Source organism: Ruminococcus sp. OA3 (assembly GCF_022440845.1).
Lineage (GTDB): Bacteria > Bacillota > Clostridia > Lachnospirales > Lachnospiraceae > Ruminococcus_G.
In genome coordinates, this window is sequence record NZ_JAKNTO010000001.1 from 2,934,881 (window position 1) to 2,951,409 (window position 16,529).

General features: G+C 47.2%; 9 protein-coding genes. 1 reads left to right on the plus strand and 8 read right to left on the minus strand.

Going from position 1 to position 16,529, the window contains the following annotated elements:
* Positions 1-294: 294 nt before the first annotated feature.
* The 4 genes from MCG98_RS13215 to MCG98_RS13230 all read right to left on the minus strand — a co-directional run bounded on the left by MCG98_RS13215 (position 295) and on the right by MCG98_RS13230 (position 10,901).
* On the minus strand, positions 295-3,888 hold the full coding sequence (locus MCG98_RS13215; RefSeq protein WP_240302411.1) for a response regulator: 3,594 nt from the start codon (positions 3,886-3,888) through the stop codon (positions 295-297).
* A gap of 173 nt (positions 3,889-4,061) precedes the next feature.
* The gene (locus MCG98_RS13220) at positions 4,062-5,987 is read right to left on the minus strand and encodes a sensor domain-containing diguanylate cyclase (RefSeq protein ID WP_240302412.1); all 1,926 of its coding nucleotides are present in this window, start codon (positions 5,985-5,987) and stop codon (positions 4,062-4,064) included.
* 76 nt (positions 5,988-6,063) lie between these two features.
* On the minus strand, positions 6,064-7,047 hold the full coding sequence (locus tag MCG98_RS13225) for a diguanylate cyclase (protein ID WP_240302413.1): 984 nt from the start codon (positions 7,045-7,047) through the stop codon (positions 6,064-6,066).
* A gap of 14 nt (positions 7,048-7,061) precedes the next feature.
* Positions 7,062-10,901, minus strand: a complete 3,840-nt coding sequence (locus MCG98_RS13230; protein ID WP_240302414.1) for a PAS domain-containing protein — start codon at positions 10,899-10,901, stop codon at positions 7,062-7,064.
* A 263-nt stretch (positions 10,902-11,164) separates the two neighbouring features.
* On the opposite strand from MCG98_RS13230, the gene MCG98_RS13235 reads away from it, so the two are divergent.
* Positions 11,165-12,529 (plus strand): FAD-dependent oxidoreductase, encoded by a 1,365-nt coding sequence (locus tag MCG98_RS13235; RefSeq protein ID WP_240302415.1) that lies wholly within the window; start codon positions 11,165-11,167, stop codon positions 12,527-12,529.
* 134 nt (positions 12,530-12,663) lie between these two features.
* Here MCG98_RS13235 and hisIE read toward each other — a convergent pair whose 3' ends face one another.
* The 4 genes from hisIE to hisG are packed head-to-tail and all read right to left on the minus strand — an operon-like array spanning position 12,664 to position 16,520.
* Positions 12,664-13,953, minus strand: coding sequence for a bifunctional phosphoribosyl-AMP cyclohydrolase/phosphoribosyl-ATP diphosphatase HisIE (hisIE, locus tag MCG98_RS13240; RefSeq protein WP_240302416.1), 1,290 nt, complete (start codon positions 13,951-13,953; stop codon positions 12,664-12,666).
* Positions 13,954-13,971: 18 nt separating this feature from the next.
* Entirely contained in the window at positions 13,972-14,559 is a 588-nt protein-coding gene (gene hisB, locus MCG98_RS13245) for an imidazoleglycerol-phosphate dehydratase HisB (RefSeq protein ID WP_240302417.1), read from the minus strand.
* 12 nt (positions 14,560-14,571) lie between these two features.
* Entirely contained in the window at positions 14,572-15,870 is a 1,299-nt protein-coding gene (hisD, locus tag MCG98_RS13250; protein WP_240302418.1) for a histidinol dehydrogenase, read from the minus strand.
* 14 nt (positions 15,871-15,884) lie between these two features.
* On the minus strand, positions 15,885-16,520 hold the full coding sequence (hisG, locus tag MCG98_RS13255) for an ATP phosphoribosyltransferase (protein ID WP_240302419.1): 636 nt from the start codon (positions 16,518-16,520) through the stop codon (positions 15,885-15,887).
* Positions 16,521-16,529: the final 9 nt, after the last annotated feature.

The following is a 16,529-nucleotide window of genomic DNA, read 5'->3' on the forward strand; positions in this document are numbered from 1 at the left end:
CTGTATAATTTTATAATCTTTATAATTTCCACCACAATCCCTCTTTTAGAGTGATCGCATCCTTCTGTTGGTTTAATCTTCCCTATTATATACATTTTGCGTAAGAACTTCAAGTAGATATCCTTTATCAATAATCTGGATTTGCCTCGTCTTCTGTATTAGAAAAAATCCAAAGAATCTCCCTGCATTGTTCTGTGTAAGTTTTAAATTTCAGAATCTTTGTCTCACCGATATCCGCTGATGAGCATTCATACCCGACGTTCTCCTTTCTTACCATTCCATCTGAGTATTCTGTTACTCATCCTTCTCAAAGATAAAATGATACAGTGTCTGGTACAGCCTGTCCGGATCGATTGGTTTCGCAAGATGGACATTCATTCCGGCCGCTTTGCTCTTTTCCATATCATCATCAAAAGCGTTCGCAGTCATCGCGATGATCGGGATGCTTGCTGCATCTTCATTACTGAGATGACGGATATTCGCTGAAGCAGCCAGTCCATCCATCAGTGGCATCCGGATATCCATAAGAATCGCATCATAATACCCCGAACCGGACTTGCTGAACAGTTCCATGGCACGCAGTCCATTCTCCGCCTTATCGACCAGGAATCCTTTACTCTCCAGGATCATCACGGCGACCTCCGTATTGATAGCATTATCCTCCGCCAGCAGTACACGTTTGCCGGCAAAATTGTAATCTGCTTTTTCTTCCTCCCGGTGTTCCGTCTCTTCTTTTTCTCCCAGTGCCCTGGTAAAAGCAGAAATAAGAGAAGACTTGAACATCGGTTTGCTCATCAGCAGATTAACACCTGCCAGTTTCGCCTCGTGTTCGATGCCGCTCCATTCATAAGCTGTCACTATGATGATCGTAACCTCCGGTCCGACAATGGCCCGGATACATCTGGCAGTTTCTATACCATCCATATCAGGCATTTTCCAGTCGATCAGAATCATATCATAATGCGTACCTTTTTCCCAGAGTTCTTTTACCCGGTCAACAGCTTTTCTTCCGCTGTCCACCCATTCAGCAGTCACCCCCATCTCCTTCAGCGTCACAACGGCACTCTCACAGACAGCTACATCGTCATCCACTACTAAGGTTTTAAGATAGGAGAAGTGATATTCGTGCTTCTTCTGATGGTGACGGAGTTTTTCTTCCTCTGAGATTCCAAGCTTTACATCCACCATAAATTCCGTACCGATACCTTTGATAGACCGCACTGTGATCCTGCCATCCATCATGTCTACAATACTCTTTGATATGGAAAGCCCAAGTCCGGTTCCACCGAACAGAGCCGTGGTCCCTGTTGATTCCTGCGAAAAAGGCTCAAAGATATGAGGAAGATATTCTTCGTCCATCCCGATTCCGGTATCATTGATGATAAAACGCAGGACGGCACCGTTCTTGGTCTTCCTGTGCAGAATCGTGGAAAATGTGACCTTACCCGCTTCTCTCGTAAATTTGATGGCATTGCTGAGAATGTTGATCAGCACCTGCTGAAGTTTCATGGCATCCCCCACGTAATAGTCGTCCAGCACCGGATCCACAATACATTCATATTCAACGCCCTTAGCAGCGGCCTGCGTATAACAAATAGAATTCAGTCCGTTAATAAATTCCTCCAGCGGAATCTTTTCGTTTTTCAGCAGCATTTTTCCACTCTCGATCCGGCTCATATCCAGAATGTCATTAATGAGAGAGAGCAGAAATCTGGAAGAAATGCCGATCTTGGATATACATTCCGCTACCCGCTCATCATCTCCGACCGCCTGGGCCGCGATGGCACTCATCCCTATGATCGCGTTCATCGGTGTACGTATTTCATGACTCATCCGTGACAGAAAATCTGTCTTGGCAACATTTGCCTGCTCTGCCGCTACTAAGGCAGACGCCAGCTCCTCCTTTTGACGCTGTTCCTGATGAACCACATCTGTCACGTCCGTGCACACTACGCATGCACGCCCCAGGTCCTTGCTGATATAAAAAATCTGGTACTTTTTGACCCTGACGGCCCCGTCTTTATCAATCATATCTACCGTAAAGCTGTAGGAATCCTGCCACGTCAGGTGTTCTCTCATGTACCCAAGATCCAGCTTTTCCAGATATTCTTTCCTCGCAGTTTCATCCGCGCAGTAATCTGCCGTCTCCCGCATTGCTCTACGGAACATTCCCTGACGGCATGATTGATGTTCATCCCCTGAGTCGAAGTTTATGATACGGTGACTGCCATGAAGCATATCGATTTCAATTATGCTGTCGTAGTCCAGCGCTGTGATCTTGTTGAGAAGCTGCTCCTGAATTTTACTCTCAGTAACATCTTTTGTGTAAAAAAACACGATAATATCCCTGGTTTCCGGCTGCAGACAGGAACGGAATCCGGTGCTTCCCCAGAAGGTTCCCCCATTTTTATTTTTTCGGAGGAACTCAAAATGGTAATCTGTCCTTCCGGCTGCATAGTCTGCCAACACCTTTTTCCTGTTAAGGGTAAGCCTTATTCCTTCCCCATACTCTGCATCAATGGCCGAATCCGCCAGACTCTTCACAACCTCATCAAACGAGTCACCGGAATCGGCTATTTCTACTTCAGCGCTGGAAATAAAACTCTCGACCTGGTTTCTGGTAACATTCAGACGTCCCTGAAGATATCCCTCAGTGGCGGACAACTCTGCAAAATACGCCAGCTCCTTGTCGTAGAGTTCTTTGACGCGCTCTCTCAGCTGCTTTTCTTCTGTAATGTCCACACACACACAGTAAAGAAACGGTTCATTTGTCTTTTCTGTCAGGAGCTGTCCTTTTAAAGAAATCCACTTTACAGTGCCGCTCTTGCATATCAGCCGTCTCTCAAAATGAAACGTATTTCCTATCTGCAGCTGACTGAAGATTCTTTCTCTGATGAACTGCATATCTTCCGGGTGAGTAACACGTGCCATGGAATTTCCTATCTCTGCAAACTCCTCTCTTGTGTATTCCAAAAATTCATACAGACCTTCGTTCGCATCAATCACTGAAAAAGATTCATCATATCGGCAGCGGAAAACCGCACCTGGAATATTATTATAAAGATACAGAATCTCTTCCTGCGCTTCTTTCAGATGGGTAATGTCTATACAGACAGATGTAATGGCAGGCCTTCCGTCCTCCGCTGTCATCCTCCTGCCCAGGTCGCGGACCCAGATGTAGGAACTGTCTTTCTTTTTCATCCGGTATTCCACCACATATTCGCCCTTTTCTTTCAGCTGTTCCATCACTTCCCGGTCTACCATCCCGCGGTCATCCAGGTGCATACAGTTAGCGATCAGTCCTTCGATATCAGCCACAAATTCTTCTTCATTTCTGTAGCCCAGATATTTCAGCATCTGCCAGTTGACAAAATAGAATGGGAATCCCTCCTCCAGGTAACCGCCCATCATGCCTCCCGACACGGAATCATTCAGCATCTCCTGCCGCTGCATGGCGATCTCCTCAACAACCAGCGTGTGCGGATAATGTTCCGAACCCTGCTGACTGTTTGCCGGTTCCGCAAAGTGAAAGCTTTTTATCAGCCATTCTTTCCCTTCCTGCCGTGCCAGGGTGAAAAACCCCCGTAAATACCAAGTATATTTCGAGTTTTTTAACGTCATGTTCATGGACAGATTATGGAAACCCTCCGTGAGCGGCTGCTCATGGATGACAGACCAGTCGCAGGCAAACGGCTCTGTCATTTCTTCAATATCCTGGTATAAATATGCCTCCATTTCCGTTCTTCCCTGTGCAGCCTCATTTCCCCCGGTGCCCACAAAGTCAACATCATCTGCTATATAGCGGGCCGCCCCTTTCGCATCGCGCTGTTCAAACCATTTATGACAGAATAACTGCAGCGTCTCCTTAGCTGAAATCTTGTTTTCCATTCTTAAACTTCTCCCTCTTTAGTTGATTCCTGCGAAGCTGTAAATTCCCTTCCGCGGGCTGCGTATCTTTACACAAAGTGTATCTCATTGCACAGAAGTATCCAGTGGGATTTCCTGTGTAATAGGAAAGCTGTCACACTGTCCGTATTCAGTGCAACAGCCTCATACATGATTTACGACCCTGAATCATCCGTATTCTTCTCTGTACCGTAAATGACAAAGCCGTTTTTTCCTCTGTTCTTCGCCTGATAAAGAGCCATATCCGCATTCCTGTAAAGTGTCTCAAAATCACTGCCGCCATCCGAGGTAACAGCCACCCCGATGCTTGACGTAATTCTGCAAATGCCTGAATCAGTATCTACTTCACGGCGCAGAACCTCTGTAAGGGCTCCTGCTTTTTTTTCTGCCGCTTCATGATCTCTTATCTGTGAGAAAGCCACAAATTCATCACCGCCTATACGTCCTACGACATCGCCGTCTCCGAACTGGGACTTCACAGTCTGAGCGAAATCGATCAGGACTTTATCTCCGGCAGCATGGCCAAACCTGTCATTGACCAGCTTAAATTCATCGACATCCAGAATAAAGAACGCAAATTGTTCACATGACTCCTCCAGCAGGGAGCGGATATGTTCCTGGGTGGCGGCTTTATTATAAAGCCAGGTCAAAGAATCCCTCTGCATTTTATCAAACATAACGTGTTCCCTGCGTTTCTCCGCATCGATATTCTGGCGGTAAGTCAGCATCCGTACTGAGTTGTCTTCCTGCCATGTGAAGATATGGGCATTGATCCTCATCCAGTAATACTCCTCACCATCCGTACTGATCATAAAATCATAACACAGGTTTTCTGTACCCCTCTGATACGCCTCAAGTACATGCCCAGAGGAAAATGTGGTGATATACCCCAGACGGTATTCCTCTTTGATCTGCTTTTGTGCAATGATTTTAAGCGCCTCATCGTAGGGAGTTCCCCTGGGTGCTCCAAGACTTTCGAAATATTGTTCTGTTGCCTCACTGGCCGCCCGGTTATGTGTGATATCCAGTTCGTATATATTTTCATACATCTGTTCCGTGGCTTTCATAAATGCAGCCTGATGCTCCTGCTCTCTGGCTACCGTAAGTTTAATCACCTGCCGGTTATATTTTCTGATAATGCCGGTGATCGTCAGCAGCACAGATACAATCACTGCAAATATAACCACCACAGCCCTTATCAGCTGAATCATGAGCTGCCGGCTGAGCGCAGAAGTATCATGATCGACAAGCAGGAACCATCCGAGATTCGGTATAAACTGAGAAACTAAATATCCTTTTATATTTTGACTGCCATACCAGAACTCCTGCCGGTCTTCCGTGTTTCCCAGGATATTTTCCTCAAGCTTTGAGTAACGTAAAGCCGTAAACAGATCAGAATCCTCATATCCGGTCCGGTCTGTAGAGATCTCAATCGTTCCCTTGGGATCCACAAGATAAGCCCTGACCTCAAACTCATTTTCATACTCCAGCAGCAGCTGCTGAAGAGTATCCACGCGGAATCCAACGCCCACGATCCCCATGGTCTCTCCGGCCTGATCATATATTTTGGCATTGATAAACACAGTGATCTCGTTTTGAGCTGCCTCATCATTGTCTATATTCAGGGAATAATCATCCTTTGTTTCCAAAAATGTATAATACCAGTCATTTTCCGGATTGTCGGGGGTCAGTGTACGGTCAAGTCCATTGAAATGATAATACCGCTGAGTCTGCGTTGAGACGAGAAATACTGAATCGTAGTCATATTTCACACGGTATGTTTCCAGATACTCACGCATCGTATGAATAAAATCCTGATCTTCCAGATGCTCATTTTCATCATTTAGAAAATTCTTCAAAAGACTGTCATTTGCCATTGTCAGAGAAATGTTCACCGGTTTCGTAAAATTAGAATCTATCTGATGGGAAATGCTTTCCATTGTTAAATTGGAAACCTGTTCTATATCCTTTTCATAAACATCCCAGTTAGTCTGATAGCTGATAACTGCGGTTATAAAGAATCCAATAATAATGATGACACAGACCAGAAGGTTCGTGCGCAGTAATACATTCTTTTTCATAAATAGCCAAATCCTCTCCGCATCATTATACTGCATTCAGAACTAACAATCCAGTCTCACCTGACAGTTCGGCCTTTCACGCCCAGCAGTAACGGTTTTTACCTTTTTCCTTTGCACTGTACATCGCCTTATCCGCCCTCTGGTAAAGTGCAGTAAAATCTTCCCCGTGCCCCTCACTATAAGCGATCCCTGCCGAACAGCTGACCGGGACCTCCATCCTCTCTGATAGTATACGGCATCCCTCTGTAAGTGCCCAAAAGCGCATTCCCGCCATACTCTTCCCTCGAAGATCACCGTCCCACACTGCAAACTCGTCTCCGCCCATCCTGCCGAAGACCGCTGAAGTACCAAATACTCTTCGGAGAAGCTGTGCAAATTCCCGGATCACCTTATCTCCCGTCAGATGTCCCATCGAGTCATTTACGCTTTTGAAGTTATCCAGATCTATGGAAAAAAAATATCCCGTCTCCTTTTCAAGTCTCAATTTCACATGGTGCTCCAGGTATACCCTGTTATAAAGTCCGGTCATATGATCGAGCTCAACCCTCTGTTCCAACGTCTTGCTTCTCTGGATCGCCTCATTGGCAAGGGACGCAAGTGTCTGAGGATAGTATTCATCTTCTCCCTGTTCCAGATAGGGCATGGAGTGATGGAGGCTGCAGATCTGTACCCCATCAGGGGTATCCCGGCATACCACCGTAAACCTGCTGCCCTCCATGTCCACCAGCACTGATTTGCCCGGTGCGGATTTTTCCCGCACCCAGATGCTTCCATATACGACACAGACATCCCCGGTTATCTCCTGCGCTTCGTACCATTCATCCTGCAATTCGAACTGAATATTCCGTGCCTCCAGCTGGTCAGCTGTCATTCCCTGCAGAAACGTTTCTCTGTTTTTATAAAATTCATGGCGTCCGGTACCGATCATCAGCAGATTGTCAGGCAGGCCGTACAACCCTCTCTCCAGCTGGTCCGGCTCCTGATTGATGATATACAGATACCACAGATTCCTCACCTTTTCTATTGCCCTGCTGCAAAATTCCGATTGTTTTTCAGACATTCTGATTTCCCTTTTCACTTTTTATTTATGCATTCACTCAGCATTGCCAGCATCTGTTCTACCTGAATCGGCTTAGACAGGTGTCCGTCCATACCGCTGTCCAGAGATTTTTGGGTATCTTCATTAAACGCATTGGCTGTCAGCGCAATGACAGGAACAGTCCTCGCATCCGGTCTTCCGGAAGTCCGTATACGCCGGGCAGCTTCCAGTCCATCCATCACCGGCATCCTGATATCCATCAGCACAGCATCAAACTCCCCGGTGGCGCTTTCACAGAAACGTTTCACTGCTTCACTGCCATCAGCGGCACAAGTTACAGCAAAGCCATTCATCTCCAGAATCGTCCGGGCAATCTCGCTGTTCAGTTCATTGTCCTCAGCAAGCAGGATACGGCAGCCATGAAAGTCCCTCATGGGAGTAATTTCTTTTTGCACTGAAACGTCCTGCACTTCCTTTCCTTCATACTCGAAATTCAGTGTAAAGAAAAACTCTGACCCTTTTCCCACTTCACTTTTGACCTCCAGTGTCCCTCCCATCATCTGCACCAGCCGGCTCGAGATTGTCAGCCCCAGTCCGGTACCGCCATAACGTGCAGAAGTTCGTGCGTCCGCCTGCTCAAAGGCATTAAAAATACGCGACAAGACCTCAGGTTCTATCCCGATGCCCGTATCCGTAACAGAGAAGCAAAGCACTGCCCGCGGAGATGTCTCCACACATTCCACGCGCACCAGAATACTGCCCTGTTTCGTAAACTTGACTGCATTACCTATAATATTGATTAAAACCTGATTGAGTCGCAGACTGTCCGCATGAAGAGGCCTGTTTTCAAGATACCCGTTTTCAAAACACAGATCAAGATGTTTTTCTGCCGCCTGAGCACGGAATAATGATTCCAGATTGGACAGTTGCTGCGCAAGGTCTACGGATTCGTAGCTGAGCTCCAGTTTCCCGCTTTCAATACGTGACATATCCAGGATATCATTGATGAGGCTCAGCAGATATGCATTTGCCGACTCAATCTTTTCAAGACAGTCCAGCATCCGCTCACTGTCATCCAGGACACCCTTCGCAATCGTTGTCATGCCACTGATTGCATTCATTGGCGTGCGGATCTCATGACTCATCCTTGACAAAAAGTCTGTTTTCGCCTGGCTAACGGCATCCGCCTTTGATTTCATAATAAAAGACGGTACGATCTTGACCAGCTCCTTCAAAAGCTTCCGTTGTTCCCTGGTCCATTTGTAATTGTCCTGATCCACTTCAAAACTCATAGAGCCCACATACTCTCCATAATTCCAGATACCTGCATGAAGACATGACGCAATACGGGAGATTCCTTCCCGCACATTGTGGTCAGCCAGACCATCCTCATCATACATATTGGCACAGATTTCAAAATCCTCTGCCGATGCGTAAAAGTCCTGTCCCAGCTGTAAGTCACTGCGGTTTCTCGCCCACTGATATGAGAAATGATAACTCAGATAGTCCTTGTCAGCTTCTATGATAGAGACACGGTCAAACTGAAAAGTTCTCCCGACCCTGGCCAGTAATAAAAAAACCGCATCATCCAGATTTTTTGATTTTCCCAGCAGATCCAGTGCAAATGAGATCAGGTCATCGTTCAGTCTTGCATTTCCCATCTTAATATCATTGACTGGATGTTCCTCTGTGTATAGTTGCGTAAGGAACACCCCCAGCTCATTTGAAGTGTCCAGATAACAGGCTGCCTGCCCCTTGCCGTGTTCTTTGATGTATTTAAGTGTACTCTCCGCGCATCTGTAAAGAGCATTATAGTCTTGCACCACCTCTGTGCTGCACATCCCGATGCTGACTGATACATGAATATCCTTTTCCGCGTTGACGAGAATGTTCTGAACCATTCCCGAGATCCTGGGACCGATAACAGTCGCCTCCCTCTTGTTGCTGTTTTTAAAGAAAAGCATAAATTCGTCGCCGCCTATGCGGACCTGAATATCATCTGCCCCGGTCTCGGCGATGAGTAAGTCAGCCACCTCCTGAAGAATGGCATCGGCAAATACATTGCCTTCTTTCTGGTTGATATCCTCAAAGTCATCCATATCCAGCAGCATCAAAACACCGTGTTCTTTCGGTTCCTTCTGACTCAGGTAATCCTGGATCAGCCTGATTCCCCTTTCCTTGTTGTAAAGTCCGGTCAGGCTGTCTCTGGAGCGTGCTTCTAACAGTTCATCCTCTACTTCCCGCTGGCGTGTGATATTCTCCACAATCCCGATCACAAGCTGAGGCATCCCGTTTTCATCGGACAGTATCACAGACATCGTTTCCCTGCACCAGAATTCTTTTCCTGCACCCCGGAACTCACATGAGGCAGTTCTCTCTCCCCGCTGAATGCGCTCATACATTTCATAAAAATCAGAATAAAACTCTCTGTCTACATTTTCCTGTGCAAAACTTGCGGGCATATTTTCATACCGGTCACGGCAGTTATACATCATACGGGTACGTTCCGGAACGATACATTCACCCGTCTGGGGATAATAATAAAATTCACATGTTGTTGTGTTTTCCAGTGCGAGATGCAGAATCTCGTTGCTTGCTTCCAGCTGCTCAGACAGACGCTGATTTCGTTGTTCCGCTTTTTTCCTGTCATTGATATCCAGATACACACTCTGAATTATCTCTTCCCCTTCACTGTCCAGGAGGACTTCTGCACTCCCGATGATCCAGCAGGGTGTCCCGTCTTTCTGGAGCAGCCGATATTCATAATTTGCCTTGTCCCCCGGCTTCTTCAGCCTTGTGACCGCCCTCATGAGATATTCCCGGTCCTCCGGGACTATCAGTGCATTCAGTTCCCAATGTTTCTTTGCCCAGAACTCCCCCGGTGTGTAACCAAATATACGTATGGCTTCCTGATTGGCATTCTTGAATACAACGTCATTTCCCCTCAGGCGATACTGAACAATGCCGCACAGTACAGACTGAAACAGATGATCATAATGAACTGCCAGTCTCTTTTGTTCAGCTGCCTGTTCTTTCAGCCGCTCTCTGGTTTCAACTTCTTTTGAGATATCCCGTATGACGCTTACACAGACTTCCCGCCCCTCCTCGGACATGCCCTTTTTTCCAATATCATTGACCCATATGTAACTGCCGTCTTTTTTCAGCATACGATACTGCACTTCATAGTCCATGCCACGCCTGAAAGCTTCCGATACCAGACGTTCTACATCTTCCCTGTCTTCCGGATGCATACAGTTGATAACTTTTCCATCAATATCTGACACAAACTCATCGTATGTATACCCCAGATGAGAAAGCATGAGATCATTGACATAGTAAAGAGGAAAATCAGGTTCCAGATACCCGCCCATCATGCCGCCGGATATGCTTCTGCCTAAAATGTCAAGCGCCTTTGCCTCTAAACGCTGTTCCATCTCAGATCGGTTTGAACTGGCAGCAGGAAAAAACTCCCCATCTGCCTGCTGATCGTCCGGAGTTGACGCATGAATGGACGCAATCCTGCAGGTTCCTTCATTCTCTTTTGTACATGCAGCTGTAACACGCATTATCAGGTAATCTGCAGCGTCTGAACCGGGATATACCGCTGCAGTCAGCAGCACTACAGCGCAGTTGCCGGTGCAGACAGTCTCTTCGATCCTGGCATATTCAATCCTGCATGGCCAGGGCGCCTGGACAAACTCTCTGCGCAGCGCCAGCTCCGCCTGGCCCCGGCCGCAGACCATTTCCGACATGCCGGTTCCTACCCATTGGATCTCCTCTGTCAGGCAGGCTAAGGTGTGTTCTAAATCCCGCTGCACCAGATATGAATCGAAAAATGTCCGGACTGTACCGGCTGCTTCACCTGGTCGTATCATATACTTCCTCACTTTCCATAGACCGCACTGTCTCGCTGCAATGTCTGTTCAAATATGCCACTTTGTTCATAAATATTTTCTTAAATCATAGCACATACACTGAAAAAACTCAACGAACTTATGGTATGCCAGACATCGAATAAAACCTTTCCATATTCCTGTTGACTTTTCAAACTGTAACTGGTAATATAACAGTATAGAACTGTAATGGAATTTATTACATATCCAAAACAAAAGGAACAAAATCGAAAGGAGCGTTATCCATGAGGAAGTTTGATGCAATTATCATTGGATTTGGAAAAGGTGGAAAGACCCTGGCAGGCGCATTAGCCGCGGCCGGTAAATCTGCTGCAGTAGTCGAACAGTCAGAACAGATGTACGGAGGGACCTGCATTAATAAAGCCTGTATCCCCACCAAATCACTCGTACACAGTGCTGCACTCTCTGCAGCCGAGGGCGGCACATTTGTGGAAAAAGCACACCGTTACCAACAGGCTGTTGAAGCAAAAGACCTGTTAACATCCATGCTGCGCGGCAAAAATTATCATAAACTCGCAGACAATCCCAATATCACTGTCATAGACGGATATGGCTCATTTATCAGCCCGAACCGCATTGCTGTAGAATCAGGAGACAGGCGTGAGGAAATAGAAGCAGAGCAGATTTTTATCAATACCGGTGCACGTCCATTTGTCCCCCAAATTCCGGGACTGAAGGACAGTAAATATTTCTATCTCAGCGAAAGCCTTCTGGATTTAAAAACACTTCCCCGCCGTATGGTCATCATTGGCGGTGGCTACATCGGCATGGAATTTGCCTCCATGTATGCCAACTTTGGTTCACAGATTACGGTCATTCAGGACGGCGAAACCTTTCTTCCCCGCGAAGATGCCGAAATAGCCCGGGCAGTCCTGGACAGTCTGGAAAGCAGGGGCGTTCATATCCTGCGTTCCGCCAGAACCGAACAGATACTGGACACGGATGAGTGCGCTGTGATCACTGTCTCCACGGGTTCCGGCAGACTTAAGCTGCAGGCAGACGCCATTCTTGTTGCAACCGGCCGGCGCCCCAATGTGGAAGGTCTGAACCTGGACGCTGCAGGTGTTGAACTGACTTCGCGCGGCGCCATAAAAACAGATGAGCACCTGCGCACCACGGCGTCAAACATCTGGGCTATGGGTGATGTGGCAGGTGGACTCCAGTTCACCTATATTTCCCTGGATGATTACCGCATCATAAAATCCCAGGTTCTTGGCGACGGCTCACGCACAGCTTCCAACCGTGGGGCAGTCCCTTACAGTGTATTCCTGGATCCGCCCTTCTCCCGTGTGGGGATGACAGAATCCGAAGCAAGAGAAAAGGGTTATGACATACGAATCGCAAAACTTCCGGCGTCTGCGATCCCCAAAGCCCAGATTCTACAGCAGCCGACCGGATTGCTGAAAGCCGTAATCGACGAAAAGACCGGGCGGATTCTCGGAGCCCACCTTTTCTGTGAAGAGAGCTATGAAATGATCAATATTATTAAACTTGCAATCGATTCAGGCATCCCGTATACCGTACTGCGTGATAATATTTATACACATCCCACGATGAGTGAAGCGCTGAACGATCTGTTTCATATCTGACAGAATGTAAAACTCCCGACTTCCTATTACAACGCCTTGATTTTAAAAATATTCTTTTTATTATATGACAAAAAAATTCCGCCCGTTCATTTGAACAGGCGGAATTTCTGTATCTTATATCATGATTCGAGGATTCATGACCGGTGTGCCAGCTCTGCTGTAATGTCCTCCCATGTAACGCCTTTCTCAGCCATCAGCACCATCACATGGTACAGGAAATCTGAGATTTCATATTTAATCTCCTCTTTATCAGGATTTTTAGCCGCGATAACAATCTCCGTACACTCTTCTCCGACTTTTTTCAATATCTTATCGACACCCTTGTCAAAGAGATAATTCGTATAAGATCCGTCTTTCGGATGAATCTTCCGGTCCATGATGACATCGTATACATTCTGGAACACGCGAAGCGGATTCGTATCATCGTATTCTTTCTTTACAAGTTCCTGGAAGAAACAGGTGCGGTTCCCGGTATGGCATGCAGCACCCACCTGTGAAACCCTGGCCAGGATCGTATCCCTGTCACAGTCGATTGTCAGCGACTTGACATACTGTACGTGTCCGCTGGTCAGCCCTTTTGTCCAGAGCTCGTCTCTGCTGCGGCTCCAGTATGTCATTTTCCCCGTCGCCAGTGTGGTATCAAACGCCTCTTCATTCATATAGGCGAGCATCAGTACCTCTTCCGTCCTGTAGTCCTGTACAATGACCGGCACCATCCCGTCACTGTTGGTCTTAAACTGTGACCATGGAATTTCGCTTTCAAATGTATTGACTGAAATCCCATTCTCTTTACAGGTGCGTTTCAGCTGCATCAGCTGTGCATCCAGGGCACTCACCCATGCCCCCGTCACTCCGTCCACTGCTTCGCTTTGAAGTGCGGCAATGACCTGTTCCTCTTCCATGCGGTCGCAGAGCAGAAGAATAGAAATGCCGGATACGCTTCTCACTTCTTCCTGCAGAATCTCCTTTAAACAGATCACCTGACTTGCATACTCTTCGATCATGGCCTGATGGTCTGTAAACTCTTCCTTTTTTGCAATGCAGACAGCGATCTTCTCTCTTCCGAATTTTTTGGATACCTCTTCCAGAAGCTCCACATTGGATGGTTTGCTGAAATTCAGTACCGCTTTGGCACATCCCGCATAGATCAGTTTTTTCACATCCTCCATACGCTTGATATTCCCCGCCGCCATCACCGGAACTTCTGCTGTTGTACAGATATTCTTGATATTGCTGATGGCTTCCTCATGTGATGTATCATCGGAAGACAGGTCAAATACCAGAATTTCATCCGCGCCATTGTCACTGTAGAATCCTGCCAGTTCTTTTACATCCTTGCATTCAAATACATTTGTTTCCTTAAAGCCGGCAACTGCCTGTCCTGAAAACAGATAGATACACGGCACAATCGTCTTCATTCCCATCGCTTTCTTCTCCCGTCTTTATAAAGTACCTTTTGTGGACATCACATCCGTGATCCGCCCGTCAGACAGAGTTGCCTCGTCAAGAGCTTTCGCAAATGCCTTGAACAGCGCTTCGATGATATGGTGCGTATTCTGTCCGTCCAGCACCTTCAGATGCAGGTTCATCTCGCCCGCATAGGACACGGCATAGAAAAATTCCCGCACCATCTCCGTATCCATATCTCCGACGCTGTCACATTTAAAATCATAGTCAAAAGAAAAATACGGACGGCCGCACAGATCGACCGCACAGAGCACAAGTGCCTCGTCCATTGGCAGAATCATACTTCCATAACGTCTGATGCCCTTTTTATCTCCGACAGCCTCCCGAATGGCATTTCCCAGTACGATGCCTGTATCCTCGATCGTATGATGACAGTCCACCTCCAGATCACCCGTCGTCTCAAGTTTCATGTCAAAAAGTCCGTGTCGCGCAAATCCATCCAGCATATGGTCAAAAAAACCGATGCCGGTCTCTATCCTCGCCTTACCGCTCCCGTCAAGTGACAGGTCCATGGAAATCTGAGTTTCTTTTGTATTTCTCTTTACAACGGCTTTTCTCGTCATATGCTCTCCCCCTTATGATTCTTCTTCAAAACGCACACGGATAGAATTCGCGTGTGCCGTCAGCTGTTCTGACTCTGCAAACGTGATAATATCCCGGTGAATCGGTTCCAGTGCCTCTTTTCCATAGTAGATGATACTGGACTTTTTGACAAAATCATCGACAGACAGCGGCGAGAAGAATTTTGCTGTTCCGTTGGTCGGCAGGATATGGTTCGGTCCTGCGAAATAATCCCCAAGGGGCTCACTGCTGTAATCCCCGATAAAGATAGCTCCTGCATTTTGGATCTTCGTCATCACTTCAAACGGATGTTCCATCATGATCTCCAGGTGCTCTGATGCGATCTGATTCGCCGCATCGATCGCCTGCTGTGTATTCTCCGCCACCAGCAGGTATCCGAAATTGTCCAGGGATTTCCTTATGATTTCTTTTCTGGAAAGTTTTGCTGCAAATGTTTCCACTTCTTCATTGACCTTCTGAGCCAGTTCTTCGCTGGTCGTGATCAGTATTGCCGATGCAAGCTCATCATGTTCCGCCTGAGACAGCAGGTCTGCCGCCACGAATCTTGGATTTGCCGTCTGATCTGCAAGCACAAGGATCTCACTCGGTCCTGCAATGGAATCGATGCTGACATGACCGTATACTGCTTTTTTTGCCAGTGCAACATAGATATTGCCTGGTCCTACAATTTTATCAACTTTCGGAATGGTCTGCGTCCCATACGCCATGGCAGCGATCGCCTGAGCGCCTCCGATTTTATAGATTTCATCGACTCCCGCCTCTCTGGCTGCCGCCAGAACGACCGGATTCACTCTGCCGTCTGCCCCGCATGGTGTCGTCATAATAATCTTCCCGACACCCGCCACTTTCGCCGGCACAATATTCATCAGCACCGAGGACGGATACGCCGCTTTCCCCCCCGGCACATAGACTCCGGCCACCTCCAGTGGCGTGACTTTTTGTCCCAGGAGTGTACCATTTTCCTGCGTATCAAACCAACTGGTGCGTTTTTGTTTTTCGTGATATGTCCGGATGTTAAACAATGCCTTTTTAATCACGGCAGTCAGGCCCGCATCGACTTCGTGATAAGCAGCCTCAATCTCCGCCTCCGTTACGCGTACATTGTCCGGCGTCAGTTTTGCATGGTCGAATTTCTCCGTATACGCAAAGACTGCTTCATCCCCTCTTTTCTTCACATCTTCAAGAATGTCTTTTACCGTATCCTCGTATGCACCGTACTGCGACGGGGAACGTTTCAGCATATTGACCAGGATATCCTGTGTCGCCTCTTCTGTTAATGTTACAATCCTCATACTATTCTCCTTAATCAAAGAACCTCTCTCAGATCCCGGATAATCTTTGTGATTCGTTCATTTTCCATCTTCATACTGACCTGGTTGACCACCATCCGAGCTGACAGGGGGCATACTTCCTCCAGAACACGCAGGCCGTTTTCTCTAAGCGTTGACCCCGTCTCGACGATATCGACGATGACCTCGGACAGTCCGACGATCGGCGCAAGCTCGATGGAGCCGTTCAGCTTGATGATCTCAACCGTCTGATGCTTTTTATTATAAAAATAGTCCTTTGCGATATTCGGATATTTTGTCGCAACCCGGATCAGCTGGTTGTGCTGCAGCAGCTCCAGTGCCGATTCCGGGCCGCAGACACACATTCTGCATTTTCCAAAGCCCAGATCCATCACCTCGTACAGCTTTCTCCCCTCTTCCAGAATCGTATCCCTTCCGACAATCCCGATATCCGCCGCACCATATTCCACATATGTGGGTACATCCGGTCCTTTCGCGAGAAAGAACTTCAGCCTGAGTTCTTCATTTACAAAAATCAGTTTCCTGGAATCTTTATCTTTCATTTCTTCACACGTAATGCCGATTTTTTCAAACAGCTCCAGTGTCGTCCTGGCAAGTCTTCCCTTGCCGAGCGCAAAAGTCAAATATCTCATATTCGTGTA